A 21,182-nucleotide genomic window follows, 5' to 3' on the forward strand; every position below is an offset into this window, starting at 1 on the left:
GCGAAAGTAGCTTTGTCCTGTGGGCGGTACGGTATTTCGGCGCTGACCCGAACGGGGCGGGTATAGCGAAATGGGACTGGCGGAGGGCGGCGGGCGGCGAGGGGACGTCGATGGACTGGCAGGACGGTGGCATCTGGCAGGTGGGAATCCCGGGGGAGCTGTCGTCTAACCAGGTGGAGGGATGGAGATGTTCACCGTTCTGCTGTGGATCCTGCTGCTGTTGATTGCCCCGCCCCTGGCTCTGATTGCGTTGTTGCTTTATCCGCTGGTGTGGCTGGTGCTGTTGCCGTTCCGCATTCTGGGCATCGCGGTGGACGGGGTGCTGAAGCTGGTGTGGGCGATTATCACCCTGCCGGCCCGGATACTGGGTTGGAGGGGGTAGAGCGCATCAGGCCCTGTTGCACCAGTGGTCGTGCACCGTATGAAGCTGGCCAATCCAGCACGCAAGCCTGTCCGATGTATCCAGGCCCAGTTCTCCGGCCAGGTCGTAGAACCCCATCCCCGGTTCCATATCGCCGTGCTTGTGAACCACGAGCGCGCTGATCATTCCGCGCCCGGCCTTATACTCCTCCGTGGAAAGCTGGCCCAGCAGGCGGAACAGCCGCATGTCATGGGCTGACAGTTCTATGGATGTGATCGCCTCGGCAACTTCCGAGTAGGTCATCATCCCGCGCACGCGCGCCCTTTCCACGAGCGCCGCTTTCGCTTCGTTCATCGCTGCCCGCCACATGCGGGCGGGAATCCCAAACCTGTTCATTCGTATCCCCCTGGTTAATGAGATCAAAACGGATCAAGCCCGCTCCGCTTCACCGGGGCGGGTCTTACCTTCGCCTTCGGTCGGGAAAACCGGAGCCGCTGTCCGGCCTGCATAGCCGCCACCGGGCACTTGCAGGTCGCTTCCGCTGGGCAACGGTGTCACGTGTTGCCGGATCGGGGAGCTGCGCTTCGACTTGGTGCAGCTCAGCTGAGCGAGGAGGCGCCACGACTCAAGCACTCCCAAATGGCACAGGTTTGCGACAAGTCGGTGTCGAAACCTTTCGGTACTGAATGGTGCAACACCTGCCACTGGGGGCCTGGGCATGAGAAGGCGCGAGCATCTTGACCGCTTCTACGAGCTGCTGCACGAACTGGAGGTCCGGGTCGGCGGGGCCAGGCTGCTGAGCGATCCGCATGCGAGGTGGGACCTGCCCCGGCGGGGCGTCTACTTCTTCTTCGAACCCGGCGAGTTCCGGGAGGACGGCCGGACGCCCAGGGTGGTTCGGGTGGGTACCCATGCGGTGGTCGAGGGCTCGCAGACGACGCTGTGGAAGCGGCTCAGCCAGCACAGGGGCAGCCTGCGGGGAGGAGGAGGCAACCACCGGGGATCGATATTCCGGCTGCACGTGGGCACTGCGCTGCTGAACCGCGGACTGGTGGATGTGGCTGCCTCTGTCCAGTGGGGGAGCAGCCGCCGGCCATCTGAGCCAGAACTACGGAAGGCTGAGCGGCACGTCGAGCAGATGGTGAGCCAGCACATCCGGTCAATGCCGATTCTGTGGGTCGCGGTGGAGGATCCGCCCAGCAAGACCAGCGACCGCAAGGTGATCGAGGCGAACGCCATCGGGCTGCTCTCCAACTGGGGTCGGGATCCTGTGGATCCGCCGTCGGCGGGATGGCTGGGTCGCTGGGCTGCCCGGCCGGCAGTGCGGGAGTCGGGGCTGTGGAACGTGGAGCATGTGGACGGGGGGTATGATCCGGCGTTTCTGGATTTGCTGGAGAGGTACGTAAAGGCCACTTCCGTGGGGAGGTGGCGGGAGTGAGAGTCTTCGAACCGGCGCTGCGGCACCTGCAGCCGGGGGAGTGGTCTGTGTTCGGGCCGACGTCGTTCCGGCGGTATCTAGAAGAGAACGGTTTCGGGAGCCGACGGATCGACACGGCCGCGATGATCTCCGTGGACTCCCTCGATCGCCTGGCGCCGGAGCTACGGGACGCGGGGGCGATGGTCTTACGGCTCGGCAAGGCGAATGACGGGCCGGGAACGCAGTTTGCCCTGGTCGGTACACCGGGTAGGGCAGAGGACTTCTTTCTGATCGACGAGGATATCTACACGCAGCACGATCCCGAGGCCTATTGCCCAGCTGGCGACCCACGGGATCTGTTACCTTACTATCTCCTGCCGAAGTTAACGGAGCGCTGTATGATCAACCTGGCGTTTGCATCTGGGCTGATAGGCTACGCCTTGAACTTGGACGAGCCATGGCCTACCACAGCGCCAGCTACGGGTGCCGGGACCTTCAGCTTCCAAGTGGTGCCGTACCCTGGAGCGAAGGCCCTGGAGCACGTCGCTGGACAAGTTGAGGTTGACGCTTTGTTTGTTGGCAGGCGGCGCGGGCAGGAGACGGTGTTCGTACTCGAATCGAAGATGGGGCCGCCAAGTTCACTGGCGAAGCACAAGCTTGTGTATGCGGCAAGAGCGGTCAGTCCTAGACTTGGAATGCCCCCCTTGGTGCCTGTGTACTTACGTTGTCAGGCTGAGGGATCTACGGTCCAATACGATTTTGTTGAGTGTGGCGAATGGGAAGGTCCACTTACACAAATGCAGGCTGTGCTACATCGGCGCCTAGTTCTGAATCTCTGAGTGGTGATATGATCGATGAAGACTGAGCGTTGCTGGAGGCGATAGACATGTCCGATGCCCTGACGCAACTCGCGTTAGTGATCGCGCGCGGACTCCCGGAACCACCTGGTGGTGTTCGCCCACTGCTAGAGGCGCTGTTCGGCGGCCGCTACCACAAGGCCGCCCAGCGCCACGCCGCGATTCGTGATCCCATGGGGCTCGATATTCCCTACGCTGGCTTCATCCACCCCGACAACCCCACATCTGGCGCCTACGGCGGGGCGAGTCTGGTCTGGTTCCCGAGCGAAGATGCCGGCTCCATCATCACGCTAGTGGTGGGCACGGCGGGTCTCTCCCCCGATGAGGGGCTGCTCAGCCGGCCGGGCCACCGGCGGCGCGTGCGGGCGCTGCGTCGGTACCTGACGAGTCACGGCATTTGGATGTGGGTGAAACCCGATCCGACCGCCCTGGGCGTGCCGGTACCCGACTTCGTTCAGCGCCGCCTGGAGAGGTTCCGGTCGGCGCTCCGGCGGTACGGCGGCGAACTGTATGCCATAGCCGAGGTGCCGCAAGAGCCTGAGCGCGCGCGTATCGTCGTCCAGGCGTTCTTTGATCTGTACGCGTACGAACGGGGATGGAAGGTCCTGAAGGATTATGAATCCGAGTTTAACGGTCTCATAGATGACATGCGGGCGGATCTCTTCGCCCCAGTCACCGAGGCGGAGGTGTTTGACCTACTCACCCGTCGCCACTTTGTGATCCTTCAGGGTCCGCCTGGCACGGGCAAGACGCGCCTGGCGGAGCGGGTGAAGCAGCAGTTCTTCCACGGTCGTGGTGCGACCGTACAGTTTCACCCCGCCGTTACCTACGAGGACTTCGTGGTGGGATTGTCGCCCAGGACGGACGGAGACGAGTTGCATTTCACCGTGCGTCCTGGTTGGCTGCTGGAGGCCGCGGCGGCCGCGAACGAGGGCCCGTACCTCCTGGTCGTCGACGAGATCAACCGTGCAGACCTTGGGAAGGTGTTGGGCGAGGCCATCTACCTCTTCGAACCGGGGGAGATCGGCGGGGACAAGCCGCGGACTGTGCAACTCCCCCATGCCGTAAACGGTGCCAAGTCCTTTACCTATCCGCCCAACCTGTACATCTTGGGCACGATGAACACAGCCGATCGGTCCATCGCCTCGTTGGACCTGGCCGTGCGCCGTAGGTTTGCGTTCATGACGGTTCGGCCCGATCCTGAGGTGGTGAAGGCAACTGGGCTTGAACTGGCCACACGGGCCTTCGCTGCACTCCAGGATGTCTTCGTCGAACACGCACCCGATGAGGCGCTCGACCTGCTCCCTGGCCACAGTTACTTCCTGGCCCAAGACGACGAAGAACTCAAGAAGCGGTTTCAGTACGAACTCTTGCCCCTTCTCGACGAGTACCTCCGCGAGGGCATGGTCGGCTCCTTCGCAGCCGAACTCCAGGCTGTGCGTGATCAGATTGAGGGCGTGATCGAACATGGCCGCTGGTCAGACTAGGCGTGTAGCACCACGGCAGGCGCCGCTGTACCACGCGGTAGACCACGGTCCGGCGATCACCCTGTCACCGGAGCTCTTTGCGCCGCAGCAGCGCGATGGCGGGTGGGGGCCTTATGCAGACGCCTTCCTCAGATTCAACCAACCCGCCTTCGGCGCCCTCGACGTGAAGGCCGAGGCGCATACTTACACTGGTGGCTTCTCCATCAGGGTCACCCCCTGCGGGAAGGCGGGGGCGATACCACTGCGTTCAGCACAGACCGGACGGGTGGTCGGTGGTCTCCTGGTCTCACCGCGCTTTGGTTGGTCGGGGGTTGGCCGCGTGTTGGTCGAAACTGGCTGGCCTGCGCTTCCCGAGTTTCTGCCACTCCCCATGGTTCCTGGTAGCGGGCGAGAAGTGCCGCCCTGGGTGCTGGCGGGACCTGTGCTCGCCCGTTTAGAGCTGATGCTTCGCCGGATGCAGCGGGGCTACCAGCAGCGCGAGGCGGTGCTAGGTAGTCCGCGCGGGCGTATCCTCTGCAACCGGTACATCTCCGAATCGCTCGTTCGAGGACAGTGGCATCGTGTTCCTTGTCGCTTTCCCGATCATGGGCCATGACCCACGCCTCCGGAGCTACGTACGATGGGTCCTCGAGCGTGTGCACGCTGACCTCGTGCGGGTCGGCCGCACTGACCCAGTTGCGGTTGGGTTGGCGACGGTAGCGAGAAATCTGCTGGAGACCCTGTTGGACGTTGAGCCGCAGCGCCCTCGGCGTCATGAACTGGATCACTGGGGACGGCATGGGCTTGCGGACGAAGCGCTGCGCCTCGGGATCGAGGCGATGGCATGGGTGGAGGAGGAGCGGGGCCTGGGTGGCGGTCGGGAGATGGACGGCCTGGCCTGGGCGCTATCGCTGGAGCAGCTTTGGGAAGCCTACGTGGAAGCCGTCGTACGCCGAGAGGCCAAACTGACCGGAGGCGAAGTGCGCGTCGGCCGACTCGGCGAGACCGTCGTGCCAATCGCCTGGCAGGACCCTGTGCGCAAGTCCCTCGGCCACCTGGTGCCTGACATCGTGGTGCGTCGCGGACGGTCTGTGTACGTGATCGACGCGAAATACAAAGCCCACTTCGCTGACCTAGACGAAGTGGGCTGGCGGCGTTTCACTGAGGAGGCGAAGGCGGCACACCGGGCGGACTTGCACCAGATCTTGGCGTATGCGGGTTTATACGATGCCGACGAGATCATCGCTGTACTGGTGTATCCGCTGCCCCAACGGGTCTGGGCGGACATGGCTGCGGCGTCGAGGGATGCCGTTTCGGCCGAAATCGTAAGGGGAGGCCGGCTAGTTCAACTGAACCTCATCGGTTTGCCGTTGGGACATTCACCCGGGAACATGAGTCTGTTGCCGGCGAGGTAGCTTGGAAGACAATGGCCCTTCTCAGTATTGTCGAAGCTAGGGCTCGATGCCGTGTGGGGTTGTTGATTAGCCAACAGTGCGGGACTCGTGATTCTGGGTAACCCATGGCCAGCGGGTAGCGGCATGATTTCAATGTGGCTGTGGCTAACTCTCATAGGGTTAACAAGTTAATTGAGCAGATTATTATTCGGTAAACGGCTTAGGAAGGTTCCCAATGACTCCAAACGATCCAACGGTATCTAACCAGCGACCGGCGGAGTTTCCGCCGGTTTTCCTATTGCACAGAAACGAGAGGTGGCAAGCAACATTAGCGACGCCAACTTTACATGCTCTATTGCTGTGGTGCTCTCAATGAAAGGGAGTCGTCTTTATCAAGAGGCTCCTTTACAGGAGATTCGAATTCTAATATTGAACCATCATGATACGAATCTAACCCAGTCGTGAGGGCGGGGTGAAGAGAGTGGACTACTTCCAGTGGGCGAAACGCTTGGTACGGCTAGTTCGGTCCATGGATAAACCACAGGGGACTTGGTATCTCAGGCCAAACGATGACCTAGTGAGCCCTGCAGAGATAGAAGATCTTTTCTCAGCTATTCGCACGTGGTGGTTGAGTGGCCTGAGGTCGCCGTATTCTGCGGCAGCTCTACGCGAACGACTTCGCCGGTTACGCCCTGCTGAAGCAATACCATTGCTGTACGCAATGAGTTATACGGCTAGGGCCTGGGGACGTGGGGCCAGCTTTTGGCCTCAGTTCTGTGAACATGTCCTGGCGGGCAAGGTGGACCTAGACGTGATCCGATCTGTAGCGCCCGAGTTTACCAATTTGTGGAAGCTAGTCCACAAGGCTAGTCATGGTACGCTGTACTACCCTCTAGAGGGCCGTTCTAACATTAAGTGGCCGCTAACTCATGCTGGGTTGCTCTCGGATGAGGAAGAGGTTCTGGATCGGTTTGGCCTTGACTTGGTGAGTGAATGGGGCATGGCTCAGTCGGATATTGACATTCATCCACTGCTACTTGCTGATGTGGACGAGTTTCAGACTGCCCTACTAACATGGCTCCACGAGGAAAAACTCGGGTTCCGCGTATTCGCCAAGCGACTGAATTCGGAACATATCGGCCTAACGGTGGCTATGATGGCGCAGCACTATCTGCGGCAGAACTGGGGCAGTTTGAAGCAACAGGAGGTATGCGACCGAGGACCAGTCCGCTCACGGTATCGACACATACGGCCGCGCTTTCGTTATGATGCTGAGACGAATCAATTACGCGTGGTACTTCCCGAGGCGCAGTGGCCGGGTCGCGTCGGGGGCGTTAAGGTTGAGCACGATGGTCGCAGTGAGATCTGGCCTATCTTTTATTCACCATCGTCCAACACTACGTTTTCGGAACCATTGGAAATTCCGGTGTCACATTCAACTTGGGGCCCCGTCTTAATAGTAAAAATTGACGATCAGACTGTGAGCTTTCCGTTAATACCTAGCCCCTTTTCCAAAGACCGAGGCGCCATGCTGTTTGATAGCTTGACGGGCATGCGAACGCGTACCGTCAAGCCGGGAGAGCCATATTTCTTGTTGCTCCCGACGTCACAGGTCGATGAGGAGTGGCGACGCGTTCTCTTTCCTGAGGCCATTTTTATGGGGAATCCTTTTCGAGATCACGGGTATGCTTTGCTGGAGGTTACTGCCTGTGAACTGTCAACGCTCCTGGATGAAGACCGGCTAGACCGCTTGAATGACGATTTAATTGACGCAGGCGCTGTATTCCGTCTTCCGCCTTTTCATGAGTTGACGCGTCCGCAGACGAGGCTTGTTGGCGGACTGCCGCTTGTGGATCGAACCTATTCTGCTCCTTTGTTTCACGTGGAGCAGCCGCCGATGTTGGAAGTGTTTGGGGTGTTTCCGAAGAGTTTGCCGATGGCACTCCAACGTCTAAGATCAGGGACCTACATTAACATTGCGTCGTTCGAGATTCCTGAATCCAGGAATCCTAGTCGTTTGGTCATCGACTTGTTTAGTAGTTGCAGTCCAGAACCGGGACGGTATCGGCTCTTGGTGGGCTCAGAGAGCATCGATTTTCGTTTGGGTCACGTACCGACCGCACCCCTTCACCCCTACCGTCTGAAGCTGACTTTTGACGCGGAATCGCAGACGGGTGACGGCACGGACTTTGGGTATCACTTATTGGCCCGCGGAACCTTTCGTGGGACTGCGTGGCCTGGCGCGGTATTAACCGTCCGTGTTCAGCGCTCCGGCCTGAGAACCGACCGGTTTACTCGTCAACTATATGCAGAGACTGATGGATCTTTCGCCTTTAGGTTAGCAGATTACTATCACGGAACCATTCCAGAAGCGCCTGTTGAGGTTGCGGTTGAGACGCAACTCGTCTGTTCCAACTCGATCGTGTTTACGGAACGCCCCTACTTTCGTCAGTGGACTACTCGACAGTCGGAATCGGGAGTTCAGTTGACGGGCCAAGTAGTGCAAGCTTCTACTCCCACGGAGGTCACGGCTATCGCTTTTGGTGAGGCTCCATGGAATGGCCAGATTTGGCATGCGCGCGGAACTGTCGACTCGTCAGGTGCGGTGTGCCTAACATTTTCTTGTCCTTCTAAAGAGGTCAGGTATGTTGCCGTAGCCGAACGAGTTGGGGAGGAGGATGAGTTGCGCCCCTGGTTAGCAGTCCGGGTCGCTGATGCTCCCCTTCACTCTAGTCCTCTACGTTTATCCCATGGGTTAACCTGGACGGATTGGGTCCCATGGATGCATTCCCTGGCTGAGTTCTCTGGTGCGGAGCCCGAAATACGAAAACTAGCAAAGTTATCCAGGGCGCGGTCGCATCTGGTGGACAATTTTCCCGGTCTGCACCCAACGAAAACAGTGTGGTCCCAACCCAATAGGGTACTGCAGATGGACCTGCCCATGCTGTTACAGTTTGACTCCGCACCGCGTGCCGCGTTGATCGCTACTGACAGGACACTGCCAGACGCTCATCCGTATGGTGATGACTCAGCAGCACCCACACCTGGGGTAGAAATCCCGCCAGAGTTCGTGGCAGCCTTGTTGAACGATAACCTGCCTTCGGGTGGATTGCCAATCATGATCACTGAGGGGCCGTGGCGGGTAGAAGGCATAGTCAGACAAGGTACTAGCCCACTGGACCTCTACCTAGAAGCAGAAGAACAGTTGGTAATCTGTCACGACTGTGGACGTATTCTGCCTCGTTATGGGTTTGATCATCATCTTCGACCGTCAATTTACAAGCACAGGTTGTGTCACACCTTGACGCCAGTCCCGCCTGGCAAGCAGGTCGCTGTAACCCTAGCCGTAGAATGTCACCCAGGCCGTCTGGCAGCTTGTGTTGCAGAGCTTTTCGCCTACACAAGTCGCAATCGACAGTTACCGCCGAATGCAAACACATCCCTCTTTGAGTGGTTCAAGCGCGTAGCTAGTCACTATCCCAGAGTTCCTGGGGGTCCGACGCCGACGCGATGGGGCCGGGAGGTTGCGACTGCGGCTGGTGATCTTGCGGCCCTCATCCTGTATCCGAATGTGCCTGTTAAGCCTGCCCGGCTCGTTCCCCTTGTTGCTGTATTCGAGCAACACCCGAATGCAGTGTCCGGAATCATAGCACGCTTGTTGGCGTGGATGGGCCAAGGGAGGGCGAGATAAATGCAAATCGTCACCGACGAGGCTTTGTCGAGCAGAATGTTGACTACACTCCCGAGAGTTCTCCTTTTTGCGATTGCGGCAGCGCCTGCGCACATTGGGCAACTAAAGCAGCGGATGCAGCGCTGGTGGCCGGGTAGCTCCCCGATCGGAGAACAAGTGGACGTTCTGGTAAGGGCGTACCTTGAACGAGGGGATGTGCAGCGCCGGAAGAACGGGGTCATTTCATGTGTCCCGCCCTTCGTAGTGGTGAAGGACGAAGCAGCGTCCACAATGGAGTTGTTTGGAAACCCTCTCATTGAGGACGTGCTGCGGGAGCTGGCACGGCCATCCGTTAGAGTACGATACTTCTTGGAGGGCAACTTTCCATATAGACGAGTTGAATCAAGAGCCGGTACTCTTCCCATCTCACTGCTCTCCGAGCACGGAGTCGCCGTCTTCACATACGCGGACGTTATTGAGCGGGTCCCCTTCGTATCTCGATTGAGCATGCCGTCTTCAGAGGAATGTCTCCCGTTGCCTGTTGATGGCAGGTGGGAAGTTTACGATCCCACGAACAGTTCTGCGGAGTTCCAGGGCGGGCGATGGATGCCATTCGAGCACACAGTTCAGGGCGGCTTCCTGGTTCGGCAGGTCTCTAGTGATCGGGCATCGGGGCGGAACATTGAGTACTATCTGTACGCCGGAATGGGCCGAGGACGTCACATCGACGAAGATGAAGCTAGGCTGTGGCAGTTTGCCATAGACTGGCGTGCGGATCGGCCTATTCCGTGGCGCTGGAACCACGGTGCGGGTGTTACCATTAACGGACGCTTGCCCGCACCTGTCGAAACCGCACTGCGCTTGATTTCCACTGGGCCAATCAGACGTGAAAAGTACCTGATTACATATCCGGTGCCATCCTCAGCCCGGCCGGCCGTCGACTCCCTGGCCATTCGTCTAGGCACTATGCTCGCATGAAACAACAGCAGGACGATATTTGCTCGAAAGCAAATTCTTCCGAGGTAGTTTCTTTGGTTTGCGCTACCAGTGCTAGTGCTGTACAGGGCTTGAGCGAAAGATGTCCGTGCCTCGTATTCTTAGCGACTGACCGCTTATCCGACATGCGACCAGAACCTTCGTTAGGTTTCAAACAGCTCGCGAGGCATCCGTGACTGTTCAGTAGTAGCGGAAAGATAATCCGTAATGGGGGGATATACGGTGAATCTGAGCCCTTGGGAATTTTACGAACATTTGAAAGAGATGCTCGTTTCGTACCTGGACACCACTTATAAGCTGTCACATCCGCAGGTGGCACAAGAACGCCTTCGACTCCTCGAACGTGACGGTGTAATTTCAAGGTATCCGTACATCGAAACCACGCCAGCCTTTGAAACGGGAGCAAAATTACGCGAATTGAATCCGACTCTGGCTGACTTGGTGCAGTTTGGACTACCTTATGAGCGCTTCCCACTCTACAAACACCAGCAGGCAGCTCTGGAGAACGCGTGGAGATCTGATGGATCGGTCGGCCATCTAGTCGTGGCAACAGGTACCGGTTCTGGTAAGACCGAAAGCTTCTTGCTGCCCATACTTGCGGATATCTTGAAAGAGGCGGTGAGTTGGAGTCCACCCAAGGGCGAACCCACAGAGGGGGCATTCGACAAGAAGACAGAGTCTTGGAGGCACTGCCGTTCGCACGAGACCCGCCCTGCGGCTATGCGGGCGATAATACTGTATCCCATGAACGCGTTGGTCAACGATCAGTTAAAGCGTTTGCGCCGTATACTTGGTAAGGATCAGGCCTTAGAATGGCAGCGGAAAAATTTGAACGGTAACCTGATCTATTTCGGGCGGTATACCGGTCAGACTGCTGTCCCTGGGAACTACAGGGTTCAACGAAAGCGCCAGGAGTGGGAGTCTTATAAACGCAAATTGATTCAAACTAGAGCAATTTTGACTCAGGACCAATTAGACGGTGGGGGTTGGCCGGTGGTCGGCGGCTCTGAAATGCTCTGTCGTTGGGACATGCAGGCGGCCCCTCCCGACATCCTCGTCACCAACTATTCCATGTTGGAGTACATGTTGGTGCGCCCGATTGAGTCTGAAATTTTCGACAAGACGAAGCGGTGGTTGAATGATGACCCGACCCGCGTTCTGACACTCGTGCTGGACGAAGCGCACACCTACACCGGAGCGCGAGGAACAGAGGTAGCCTATCTGATTCGTCGTTTATACGAACGGCTAGAGGTTCCACCCGAAAGAGTTCGGTGCGTTGCAACCTCGGCGAGTATGGGCGAAGGGGCGGAAGGTGAGAAGAACGCTAGAATGTTCGCCTCACGATTGTTTGGTCAGGACCCAGAACGCTTCACAATCATCACCGGACGTACCGTTGCCACCACCCCGCCTGAAGCACCTCCGTCTATTGATACGATGAAGGCGTTTGCTGGTTTCCAGAACGATCTTTCGAATGAAGACTTGGACGCGGCAGCCAAACGCTTGCTTGTGGCTCTAGGCAATACACCCGTTACTCGTTCACCCAAGGTGCAATTATACGAAGCGCTGAAGAACCATCCGCAGGTCCTGCATGTGCGCCACCTCACGGCCAGACGAGCTGTGGAATTGACCGATGTGGCGAGGGCAATCTGGGGCAACTTGGGCGAAGACGATGAGATTCGTACAGCTACTGCTGGTCTTCTAGCGGCTGGTACCTATGCCCGGCCTGAAGACAACGAGGACGTCCCTCCGTTACTACCTACCCGAATGCACTTGATGTATCGTGGGCTTCCTGGTTTGTGGGCCTGTGTAGATCCTAACTGTCCGGAAGTTCCGGAAGATCTTCGAGCCCCCGATCGGCCCTGCGGCGTTTTGTACGCTGAGCCGCGCATACGCTGCGAATGCGGGGCTCGCGTGCTTGAACTCTTTGGCTGCCATGTGTGTGGCCTTTTGCACCTGGGCGGTGTCAAGGACAAGAAGAACATGCTTTGGCCGTATGAGCCCGACTTTGACGGGGTTCCGCAAAGATATGAGGACTTCACCGTTTTCGTTGCTGAACCTCCGCACTCGGATAGCCAGTTGGCTGACAAAGATTACTTGGATGAGGCTTGGATATCTATCACCACTACCGCTCCTGCTATTGAGGGCCAGGAACGACGTAAGGTCTGGAGATACAAGAACCTTACGCCAAAGAAGCCTTATCCTACTCGGTGCCCCAGATGCGGGAGTACCAAGCGCGGAAAACGCCACATTATCGAACAATACAGGACGCGTGGGCACCAATCGTTCGCTGTGCTCGTTGAGGATGCCTTCAGGTTACAGCCTGAACGGCCCCGCCAGGCAACGGAAACTGCTCCGGAAGCGGTGAAATTGGGTGAAGAGAACCCGTTTACGTTTGACTTTTTTGTTGACGAAGAACAAGGGAAAGAGCCACTTACTCCACCAAAGGACGTTAACCAAGGTCGAAAGGTCTTGGCTTTCTCCGATAGCAGGCAGGATGCTGCACTCTTAGCCGCCGATCTGCAGATTTTTCACTACCAGGATGGATTTCGGCAACTCTTAGTACGGTGTTTAGAGGACCATGGGGAGCCCATCTTGCCGGTCCCCAAGCTGGTTAATGATCTCTTCAGGCTATCCATATCACGGGGAATTGACCCGACAGGAGGAGAGATCGAGGACTTTTTTCACCTGCTTAACGAGCTCGGAATCGATGAAATCAAGGAGAAGGCGGAGCTATATCTGTACGCGCGGATCCGGAATGAAATGGCTGGAAGGAACATCGCTATTGAAGCCGTAGGGCTTGCGCGTTGGATACTCACCCCGATCCCGGGTGTAACGCCTTCGAAGATTCCTGCGTTACCTCCTTTGAGCCCGGACGACACCCTAAGAATGATCGACACGTCGACCAGGATTTTGCTTACCGAGGATGTGATCTTGCCTCCGTCTCTGAACCCCGAAGCTTGGCCTGCTGGGGTTGTTCGTGATTACGAGCGCCGACTTATTGTCACGATGAGGTCTGAAGATGAGCAGACTATATTGTGGCCCCCGACAAAGCGAAATCGTCTACACCGGTATCTCACAACTGTGGCTAATAGGTTGGAGGTTGCAAATTCCGAAGAGTGGGTTGCCAAGGCACTTAATTACGTTTTCCATTTTCTCACGCACACTAAGCGACTCGTCGGAGCGACAGGCAAGCGGCCAGGTTTAGGAATTCCAATCCAAAAGCTTGCTTTGGCAACCATGCCGGACAGAGTTTACGTCTGCTCGTCTTGTGGGTACCTAAGTGCCGAGACGCTGGCATCGGTCTGCATCCGATGTGGTGGTACGTGTCGTTCCTATCCAAGAGAGCAATCTGGGCAGCGTCCAAACTATTATCGCCAACTGGCTGAGTTCGCGTCGACATCAAGCAAGTTTCACTATCCCGATCCGTTCCCCCTGCGCGCCATGGATCATACAGGAGCAATCAGCGCGGAAGACGCAGCAGACTTTGAACGGTGGTTCCAGGATAACTTCCTGGAAGGAGATAACGTTCCTGTTGACGTTCGGGAAACACCTAATGATTGCCGCATTGACATCCTCAGCGTCACGACGACTATGGAAATGGGTATTGACATTGGGGACCTAACAGCGGTTGGCCTCCGAAACATGCCGCCGTCCGTCGCTAGTTATCAGCAACGATCTGGTCGTGCTGGACGAAGAAGCGATGGTGTTGCGATCGTCATGACCTACGCCTTGCACCGTAGTCACGACCAGTACTACTTCCATCACGTTCCAGAGATTGTCACCGGAAAGGTTCGTATTCCCACCATCTATCTCGAGAACGAGGTTATTGCTAACCGACACATCAATGCAGTGGCACTTCAACGGTTTTTCCGCACGCAGCCCGGTCCGCACGATTCGAATCTGTTTGCGTCATGGGGGTACGTCGGGGAGTTTCGGGAGGCTGGCTTGGGGGACGCGCTTCGAGCCTTCCTCCAGCTGCCGGAGTTTGTTGACACCATGGAGCAGGCCGTACAGACAATACTGCCGCACTCCATGCACCACAAAGTCCCAGAATGGCTCGCAAAGCTTCCGGATGACGTTGAGAAAGTGATTCGAGCATCCCAGCCTAAAGACGAGGTGTTGACTGTCCTAATTAACAGCAACATATTGCCGCGGTATGCTTTTCCAATTGATGTCGTGGCCCTGTGGCGTTCCGATCCTAGTAGGTTTTTCAACCGGGGAGACGAGATACAGCGGGACCTACAAATCGGATTGACCGAGTTTGCGCCTGGGGCCGATGTGATCATGCAGCACAAGATTTACTACTGCGTCGGGCTCTACTCGCCCTTTGAGGAGTCACGCTACGAACCTAATGGGTGGTATTACGAATGCCCTAAGTGCCGCACCATAAAGGTCAGCAAGTCCCCGGGTCAAAAACCGGACTGGTCGAAGTGCGACGTATGTGGCACACCTGTCGGCACACAAGGGAAGTATCAAGTATTGCCATATATCCAGCCCAAAGGTTTTACTACGGACTGGCATGTTGAGCCGGAGAGGTATCGTGGAGGAGGTCGTGACCGGGCCGGATACACTACCGCAGCTCAGTTAGAGCCGGGTCAAAGTGCTGAAGCCGACCCCAACCATGAGTCATATTATGACGGCCGCCTGTGGGTCGCTGCCCGGAAAGGTACGCTGAGCGTCGTAAACTATGGCCCGATAACCAAGGGGCGCCCCGGTTTCTTCATCTGTGAAGAGTGTGGCAGGGCACTCTCATCACCGGGGGAAGGCCATAAGCGTCCCAGCAACGCTAGGTACGGCGGAGCCAAAGCAGGCGCACGGTGCAACGGTCGGGCTAAGGCCCAATCTATCCTCTATCACAGCTTTAACTCCGACATTGTCTTATTTGATGTCAACCTTCCCCCTGAAATGGACGCAGATGTACGCCTCCCGGTCGGTCGCGCGGCGTGGTACTCGTTTGGTACTGCTCTATTACGGGCTGCCTCGATGTATCTGCAGATTCAACCTGAGGAACTGGCGGTCAACATTCGTGCTTGGCAACGCAGCGTTGATCGAATCCATGCCGAAATCTTCCTATACGACACACTCCCCGGGGGAGCTGGTTACGCGCGAGACATTGCAACGAATCTCGCTGCGATTCTAGATGAAACTCGGAAACACGTCGTTTGTAGCAACCCGTCTTGTAGCGAAGCGTGTTACAGTTGTTTGCTGGATTACAATAATCAGCGTCTCCACCCGCTACTTGATCGGTCCCTCGCACGTGACGTACTCCATTTCCTACTGGCCGGCGCTGTACCTCGGTTGACCGAAGTCGACCAGGTGAAGAGTCTGACTCCACTAAGACATTTACTGGAGCAGCAAACCAACTACACTTTTGAAGCAGATGTTACCGTTGAGGGTCTTTGGCTTCCGGGGATCGTAAATCTGGATAGTGGCGTTCGAATTGCCTTGTGGCCCATCCACAATCTGTGGTCAGAGTCACACCCCGAGGTTGAAAAGGCCCGAGAAGAGGCGGAGAGTCGCGGGTTATTGTTCTCAGCGGTTCGTCCATTCGACTTAAGTCGACGCCCTGTCTGGGTGTGGGAAAATAAGGTTGTGTAGCCTTAGTTGCTTGCCCTCAACCCCGCCAAGTGGTGGGGTTGAGGGCCTCCTGTGACTGGATTGGCCGCATGGTGTGCGAAGAGCCCCATAATGCGGCTTGAAGGTCCTGGGGTGCACATGAAGAATCATGTTAGGTCAAGACTAGTGTCGGGAGTGGGGCTGGTTGTCACACGAAGCAATCGTCAAGTATTACGATGTTGTAAGCCGCCCACGGCGGGGACAAGTGGTACTTCGTAATTGTGAGTCGCATGAGGAGAAGCGACTTTCACTCAGTCCTTTTATCTACTTCACAGATGGAGATCGGCTTCGCATCACGTACGGATTCGACGGGTCAATTGTCCGCATAGATAAAGTCCTTCGCTTTCCTGGTCGGAACGATTCCGCGGATGAGGTGGCTATCTTCCCGTATTATGCTCACACCGAAACACTGCACCTGAGTACAGGCAGGGATATTCCGGTCCTGTTTAAGGAGGTGACCACAGCGCATGAGTTTGAGCAACTTAGGTTCCTCGAGCAGTTCCACTATTTACAGGCCAAACCGGCTTGGGGTCGCCAAATGTATCTTATCGCGACTCCAGAGATCGATGAGGTGCTTGGGACACCACTACCCAGTGTGTTAGGATGTGTGGTTCTTACGTCACCGTCTCTTTTGTCCGGCCCACGAAACAATTTACTCGGTTGGAACGATCGAGAAGTACTAAGCAACCACGTCGACCGGGTCGTTCGAATAGCTCGGGTTATTGTTCATCCTGAGTTTCGAGGGCTGCGCATCGGGACGAAGTTGGTACAGCATGCTATTGAATACTGTCGAGAACGCTGGAATGTCAAAGGGAAAAAGGCGTGGTTTGTCGAGACAGTAGCCGAAATGAGTCGTTATCACCCTTTCTTTGTTCAGGGGGGGCTCCATTACATCGGTGAAACCAAGGCGGAAGACGCTACGTTTTTCTTCGACAATAAGCCTAAACGTCTGGGTATTGACCAGGGTCAGGGTCAAGTCATGGCCAGCATCCGGAGGTTCAAGCAGAAAGTTCGCACGAGGAAGCCATATCTAATTGCATCCCTGTTGCCTCCTGATGACCCCTATACCCTTAGAATACAGGCGGCATCTTCCGTACCAAGCGCTTCTTCGGAAATAGACATTCTGGTTGAAAACCCATTGTATCAACCGATTACACTTGACAACGTCACGATAGGGTATACTGGGCGCACGGTCTGGGAAGAGCCTGAAGAGTTGGCTGCTAAATGGGTTGAAGCCTCACGAAGGTTCTCTTCTGACCTAAGCGCATACATGACCAAACTGAGCCATCTCGTCAACGACCTGTTGCGGGATGAGCTATGGCTGGCGGATGTTGGCGCTGGATCGATTCGCAAACTGTTGCCCATTATACGACGGATGGACACCAAGGTTCGCGATGGGTGCTCCCAGATCGAAACGATGGCTGGAGAAGGGTGTCAATTTGCATTTGGCCTTGGGTCGACACTTGACGCCATCGTTAAGTGTCGGAATGAACTATTAGGTGACCTTGTGGCTACCCGAGTGGCGGTGGAGGACGAAATTAAGCAGATCAACGAGACGGCTGAGGTGCTCCGGAGTCAACATACACGCCTCCCCCCCGAGTTGGCTAGGAGGCGCTCTTCACTCAACGAGTTGCGCACTCGGTTACAGACTGTTCAGTCCAAACTGGAACTCGGTGCTGTTACACCCCCACAGCGTTGGGTAACAGAGGCCTTTGGGGTGCGACCCGGGCAAGGGACAATCACACTTCGCAACTTTAACCTGGAGATCTGGCCAGGAAGTATTGTGTTGGTAGTAGGTCCTAGTGGCTCTGGGAAAAGCAGCCTGCTATCACTCCTCAGTGGATTACTTCGGCCAATGGCGGGAAAAATAACACCGACCGATATTGCAGACTACGTTGCCGTGTTGGATCTCGACTTTGACCCGTCCCAGCCACTGATCGATTTGGTCGGTAAAGACGAAAAGGAAGCTATTTACTTGCTTAATCACGTGGACTTGGCCGAATCCCATCTTTACATGAAGCGAAGGGACCAACTTTCCCATGGTCAGCGTTATCGCGCGGCGTTCGCCCAAATGCTAGCTCATCGACGCCCAGTTTGGGTAGCTGATGAATTCTGTGCTTTCCTTGATCCCGTGACTACGCTAACGCTGTGTAAGGGTATTCGCAAGCTGGTGAGGAGGCAGAAAATAACGTTTATTGCCGCGGCGGCTAAAGAGGACTACATTCGGGAGGCTCTCCAGCCGGATATCGTAATCCGAATCAACGCCGGGGGACAGGTTGCCCCTGCACCCAGACATCAGCACTGGCCAATAGCACCGACAGTCGAAGACGTGCGTCGTGCCATCAAGGGGCATCCGGATAGTGTATCTAAAGGCCTCGGGCGTTGGTTGCGTCAAATAGGTCTGATAGAGGAGGATCCACTGGCACTACGTGGTGTTAGGTGGAGTCATACGGCGCAACGTCTAATCAAGATTCAGGAGACGTCCCAGGATCAGTTTGCACTCATCCTGGCAGAGTACTTGTGGTCGTCCGATTGGATATTTCATCGCGTCTGGAACCGAATAACTCATCGCGATGCCTTTCCCGCAGGGGACAATTGGGCTGTAGGTGAGAGACCGTCGCAGGTGCGGTATAGGGAAGACCTGGCTCGTTCCCTTTGGGGTGGAATCTATTGAATCACGCATCCGATGGGTGCAACGGTTCAGGCCAGTCACCTGCAGGAGTGCAAGCATCGGAGATACGTGTCACTCGGACGGCTCTTGAGTCGATGTTGATTACCATCCTTGGTGATTAGACCGACTGGCTCCACAATCACTTCGGTTACGCCAAGAAAGCCGCGCATACCAACGGATACGCGGCTTTCTTATGTTTCATTCCCCCCCACCCCCTTGCCCCGTTTCCCCAAGATATGCTATTGTTTCATCCGGGAACACCCATGAAACAAACTGTTTCCCAGGGGGCGGACAAGGTGAAGCGGTGGTCCATCCGCGACGTCGCCAAAGTGGCCGGGGTCTCGCCGGCCACCGTGTCCAGGGTCCTGAACGAACATCCCACGGTCTCCGCCGACCTGAAGCGCCGGGTCCACGACGCCATCCGCACCCTCGAAGGGCGCGGGGCGAGCCCCCGGCGCATTGCCGTGGCCCTGCCCCAGCGGGAGGAGGGCGAGGACCCCGAGCCCTCCGGGTGGGCGCAGCTGCTCAGCGCCGCGCACCAGGTGCTCCGGGAGGCCGGCCACGAGCTGGCGCTGCTGCCCTACAGCCCGGCGGAGGGGGCGGAGGCGGTCGTGCGGGCGCAGCGGGACCGGTCCGATGCCTTCATCCTCATCGGGAACGGCGCGTCGGAGGAGTTGGCCCGTGAGGCGCAGCGCCAGGGCAAGCCGACGATTGTGATCGACCGGCGGGTGCGCGGGGTCGACTCCGTGGTCGCCGACGACCTGGGCGGCGGCGAGGACCTGACCGCGCACGTGCTGGAGCAGGGCTACCGCAGCCTGGCCTTCGTCAGCGAGTCTTTCGCCGACCCGGCCTCCGCCGCCCGGCGGCGCGGGTTCGAGCAGGCGGTGAGCCAGAGCGGCGTCCAGGGGCTCCGGACCCGCCACTGCGAGCTGGGGGCCGGCTGGACTTCCGCTGCGGAGGTGGTGGAGGAACTATGCGAGACGCTCAGGCCGCCCTTCGCCCTGGTGGCGGGCAGCGACATGACGGCGCTCCACCTCCTGGGAATCGTCAAGGCGAGGGGACTCTCCATCCCCGGCGATGTCGGCCTGGCGGGCTTCGGCGACATCCCGCAGGCCGGCCGGGTGAACCCGCCGCTCACTTCCGTGCGGGTGGACAGGGGGCAGATGGGCCGCCTGGTCGCGCGCCGGATGCTCGACCGGCTCGCCTCCGCCGACCTGACGCCGGTCACCATCACCATGCACGCCGTGGTCGTCGGCCGTGCGTCCACCGCTCTACGGAGAACCCGCTCGCAGGGGTGAACCCGCCCCCGCGGCGTTCTCATTTACAAGCATTTTTTGAGGAGGTATTGGGATGAGACGTACACCAAAACTCATCACTGCACTGCTGCTCACGCTCTCGCTGCTTCTCACCGCGTGTGGTGGCACTCAGACCGATAGCTCCGAGACGCAGGGCGGCAGCCCGCAGCCCGCGGCCGAGGGGAAGGCCGACGAGCAGTCCGCCTCCCGGGAGAAAGTGACGATTCGCCTGGCGACGTGGGCCGGCGCCCAGGAGGCCGCGGAGCTGGAGGCGATCATCGACGAGATCAACGCGGAGGCCGAGACCTTCCAGATCGTCCACGAGCCCGCACCGGCCGACTACTATACCAAGATCCAGACCATGTTCGCCGGCGGGACGGCGCCCGATCTGCTCTGGCTCGCTCAGGAGTACGTGGTGCCCTACGCCGCCCGGGGCGCGCTGCTGGACCTGACCGACCGGCTGGCGGCCGACGACCGGCCGGTGGCCGACCTTGACGATTACTTCCCGCTGGTGCTGGAGCACGCCCAGTACGAGGGCCGCACCTACGGCCTGCCCTGGGTCGCCCAGCCCGTCATCGTCTACTACAACATGGACCTGTTTGACGAGAAGAACATCCCGTACCCCACCGACGACTGGACGTGGGAGGAGTTCCGCGAGCTGGCCGCCCAGCTGACCGACAAGGAGCGGGGCATCTGGGGCACCTCCTTCAACGGCTGGCCGCCGGTGCACATGTTCATCTGGCAGGCGGGCGGCGAGGTCATCAGCCCCGACCTGAAGTCCTCGCCCATCGACTCGCCTGAGGCCATCGAGGCCCTGGAGTTCTACAACTCCATCATCTACAACGAAGAGGTCGCGCCGCCCATGGCCACGGTCAACGAGCAGGGCTTCAGCGAGATGTTCAAGGCCGGGAAGATCGCGATGTTCTTCGGCGGCGCGTCGGATGACCTGGACCGGGTGGAGGGCCTGCGGGTGGGCCACGTGCGGGTGCCGCAGGGGCCCAAGAACCGGACCACCTTCGCCTGGACCGCCTCGACGGCTGTGAACGCCAAGACCGAGCACCCCGACGAGGCCTACGAGGCGCTGATCGCCCTGACCGAGGGCATCCACAACTGGAAGATTGTGCCGCCGCGCAAGTCGATGGCGACAGCGGAGCAGATCATCAAGAACGAGCCCAGGAAGGAGAGCGGGGCCGAGACGATCATGCAGGCGGCGCAGGAGATGCGCGCCTTCCGGATCATCCCGAAGCACCAGGAGTGGGACACCATCTTCTGGGAGCAGGTGCAGGAGCCGCTGTACAGCAAGAAGGGAACCGCGGCGGAACTGGCCGGTAAGGCCCGGGCCAGCCTGGAAGAGGTGCTGCCCTAGCAGCGGACGAGTGCGCGGGCCGGTCTCCCTGGCAGCAGGGGACCGGCCCGCGGCCCTGTTCGCAAGAAGAGGG

Annotated in this window: 10 protein-coding genes; 9 read left to right on the top strand and 1 reads right to left on the bottom strand. The window is 58.0% G+C overall.

From position 1 onward, the window contains the following. Nucleotides 1-187: 187 nt before the first annotated feature. On the top strand, nucleotides 188-382 hold the full coding sequence (locus ACZ45O_RS02715; RefSeq protein ID WP_464855425.1) for a hypothetical protein: 195 nt from the start codon (nucleotides 188-190) through the stop codon (nucleotides 380-382). 6 nt (nucleotides 383-388) lie between these two features. Here ACZ45O_RS02715 and ACZ45O_RS02720 read toward each other — a convergent pair whose 3' ends face one another. Then, on the bottom strand, nucleotides 389-757 hold the full coding sequence (locus ACZ45O_RS02720) for a hypothetical protein (protein WP_464855426.1): 369 nt from the start codon (nucleotides 755-757) through the stop codon (nucleotides 389-391). Between the two features lie 322 nt (nucleotides 758-1,079). On the opposite strand from ACZ45O_RS02720, the gene ACZ45O_RS02725 reads away from it, so the two are divergent. From ACZ45O_RS02725 to ACZ45O_RS02760, 8 genes are all read left to right on the top strand, one after another. Beyond that, complete coding sequence (locus ACZ45O_RS02725) at nucleotides 1,080-1,799, top strand: hypothetical protein (protein WP_464855427.1); 720 nt, start codon at nucleotides 1,080-1,082, stop codon at nucleotides 1,797-1,799. Beyond that, entirely contained in the window at nucleotides 1,796-2,617 is an 822-nt protein-coding gene (locus tag ACZ45O_RS02730; RefSeq protein WP_464855428.1) for a DUF6997 domain-containing protein, read from the top strand. The genes ACZ45O_RS02725 and ACZ45O_RS02730 overlap by 4 nt, the downstream gene beginning before the upstream one ends. Before the next feature lie 47 nt (nucleotides 2,618-2,664). Continuing rightward, nucleotides 2,665-4,122, top strand: a complete 1,458-nt coding sequence (locus ACZ45O_RS02735) for an McrB family protein (protein WP_464855429.1) — start codon at nucleotides 2,665-2,667, stop codon at nucleotides 4,120-4,122. A 584-nt stretch (nucleotides 4,123-4,706) separates the two neighbouring features. After that, nucleotides 4,707-5,516 carry a 5-methylcytosine restriction system specificity protein McrC gene (locus tag ACZ45O_RS02740; RefSeq protein WP_464857632.1) on the top strand — a complete coding sequence of 270 codons (810 nt, stop codon included), beginning with the start codon at nucleotides 4,707-4,709 and terminating at the stop codon, nucleotides 5,514-5,516. Nucleotides 5,517-10,383: 4,867 nt separating this feature from the next. Then, nucleotides 10,384-15,759, top strand: coding sequence for a DEAD/DEAH box helicase (locus tag ACZ45O_RS02745; protein ID WP_464855430.1), 5,376 nt, complete (start codon nucleotides 10,384-10,386; stop codon nucleotides 15,757-15,759). Between the two features lie 391 nt (nucleotides 15,760-16,150). Continuing rightward, the gene (locus ACZ45O_RS02750; RefSeq protein WP_464855431.1) at nucleotides 16,151-18,451 is read left to right on the top strand and encodes a GNAT family N-acetyltransferase; all 2,301 of its coding nucleotides are present in this window, start codon (nucleotides 16,151-16,153) and stop codon (nucleotides 18,449-18,451) included. 293 nt (nucleotides 18,452-18,744) lie between these two features. Beyond that, on the top strand, nucleotides 18,745-19,746 hold the full coding sequence (locus tag ACZ45O_RS02755; protein WP_464855432.1) for a LacI family DNA-binding transcriptional regulator: 1,002 nt from the start codon (nucleotides 18,745-18,747) through the stop codon (nucleotides 19,744-19,746). 52 nt (nucleotides 19,747-19,798) lie between these two features. Further along, complete coding sequence (locus ACZ45O_RS02760) at nucleotides 19,799-21,109, top strand: ABC transporter substrate-binding protein (RefSeq protein ID WP_464855433.1); 1,311 nt, start codon at nucleotides 19,799-19,801, stop codon at nucleotides 21,107-21,109. Nucleotides 21,110-21,182: the final 73 nt, after the last annotated feature.

This window comes from Symbiobacterium turbinis (assembly GCF_055383075.1).

What these genes read in the sequence shown, in the direction of transcription:
- ACZ45O_RS02740 (WP_464857632.1), top strand. Translation starts at nt 4,707, where the DNA reads ATGGGCCATGACCCACGCCTCCGGAGCTACGTACGATGGGTCCTCGAG.
- ACZ45O_RS02720 (WP_464855426.1), bottom strand. Translation starts at nt 757, where the DNA reads ATGAACAGGTTTGGGATTCCCGCCCGCATGTGGCGGGCAGCGATGAAC.
- ACZ45O_RS02715 (WP_464855425.1), top strand. Translation starts at nt 188, where the DNA reads ATGTTCACCGTTCTGCTGTGGATCCTGCTGCTGTTGATTGCCCCGCCC.
- ACZ45O_RS02725 (WP_464855427.1), top strand. Translation starts at nt 1,080, where the DNA reads ATGAGAAGGCGCGAGCATCTTGACCGCTTCTACGAGCTGCTGCACGAA.
- ACZ45O_RS02735 (WP_464855429.1), top strand. Translation starts at nt 2,665, where the DNA reads ATGTCCGATGCCCTGACGCAACTCGCGTTAGTGATCGCGCGCGGACTC.
- ACZ45O_RS02760 (WP_464855433.1), top strand. Translation starts at nt 19,799, where the DNA reads ATGAGACGTACACCAAAACTCATCACTGCACTGCTGCTCACGCTCTCG.